Source organism: Adlercreutzia shanghongiae (assembly GCF_035830635.1).
GTDB lineage: Bacteria > Actinomycetota > Coriobacteriia > Coriobacteriales > Eggerthellaceae > Adlercreutzia > Adlercreutzia shanghongiae.
Map to the genome: position 1 here is coordinate 1 of NZ_JAYMFI010000053.1, position 1,418 is coordinate 1,418.

General features: G+C 62.1%; 1 protein-coding gene and 1 pseudogene. Both read left to right on the forward strand.

The window, feature by feature from the left end:
• Nucleotides 1-493, forward strand: a pseudogene (locus VJ923_RS12150) (serine/threonine protein kinase); the annotation flags it as partial.
• Between the two features lie 261 nt (nucleotides 494-754).
• Nucleotides 755-1,418 (forward strand): DMT family transporter (locus VJ923_RS12155; RefSeq protein ID WP_407651380.1); only part of this gene is annotated, 664 nt, incomplete at its 3' end.

The following is a 1,418-nucleotide window of genomic DNA, read 5'->3' on the forward strand; positions in this document are numbered from 1 at the left end:
CATGGACTGGTTCCAGCGCTACTACCCCGAGTACCGCGTGCACGCCGTTAACTTCCCCGGCGACCCCTACCCGATCCACATCGACGCGACCTTCGTGCCGCTGCGCCCCGGTCTGGTCATCAACAACCCGCACCGCCCGCTGCCCGAGCCGCAGCGCGCCATCTTCGAGGCCAACGACTGGCAGATCGTCGAGGCGGCCCAGCCCGCCCGCACCGAGCCGCCGGCGCTGTGCTACTCGTCGGTGTGGCTGTCCATGAACTGCCTGGTCCTCGACCCGAAGACCGTCATCGTGGAGGCCTCCGAGGTGCACCAGCAGGAGCAGATGGACAAGCTGGGCATGAACGTCATCCCCTGCGACCTGCGCGACGCCTACCCGTTCGGCGGCGGCCTGCACTGCTCCACCGCCGACGTCTACCGCGAGGGCGAGTGCCTCGACTACTTCCCGAACCGCGTCGAGGATCCGACCCTCGTGCGCCCCGAGATGTGGAAGTAAGCACTACTTGTGTAACGGCTCTCAGGCCGCTAAGGGCAGCGGCCTGAGGGTTCAAAGCCTCCGTTGCAAGCAGCTAAGGGCAGCTGCTTGACGGGAATTTAGGAAGAAAGGGGAGTGGGCTTCAACGCGAAAGGCGCGGCCTACTCCCTTTTTTCTGTACGGGACACGGGCATGTCCCGTATCCGGGGAATGCGGTCTTGCGCCGTGAGACCCCATTCCCCGAATGTATCTCACCTCAGAAAAAAAGTTAAAGGAGGGTATATGGCTCAGGAGAAAAACGCTCCTCAGGCTGAGGGCGGCTTCCAGATGGATTACAAGAAGGGCCTTATCTTCATGCTCATCTCCGCGACGGGCATGGGCCTTGTGCCGCTGTTCTCGCGTTGGGCTACCCGTACCGACATGTTCGATGGCGCCTTGGGCCTGAACGCTGGCGATTCCATCGGTGCTCTTATGGCCTGCGGCCGCATGGGCATGGGCGTGCTGTTCTTCGTCATCCTGATGTTCGCCACCGGCAAGGTGGAGACCTTCAAGAAGCTGAAGCTTACTCCCGCTATCGCGCTCGGCGGTCTTATGATCGGCATGTCGCTGGCCTGCTACGTGACTTCCACGCTGCTGACCACCGTGGCCAACGCCGTTATGTTCATCTATACCGGTCCGGTAATCTGCGTGCTGTGCGCCCGCATCTTCCGCAAAGAGCCCATGAGCCCCTTGCAGTGGATTTGCCTGTGCATCGTGTTCGTTGGTATGCTGTTCGGCGAGGGCCTGCTCGGCTTCGGCGTCGGCGGCCAGGCCTTCGGCCTCGACTTCAACCTCGAGACCTCCACGCCTGAGTTCCCGCAGAAGGGCATCGGCGACATCTTCGGTCTGCTGTCCGGCCTGTTCTACGGCCTGTCCATGTTCTTCAACGGCTATCGCAAGGATGCTG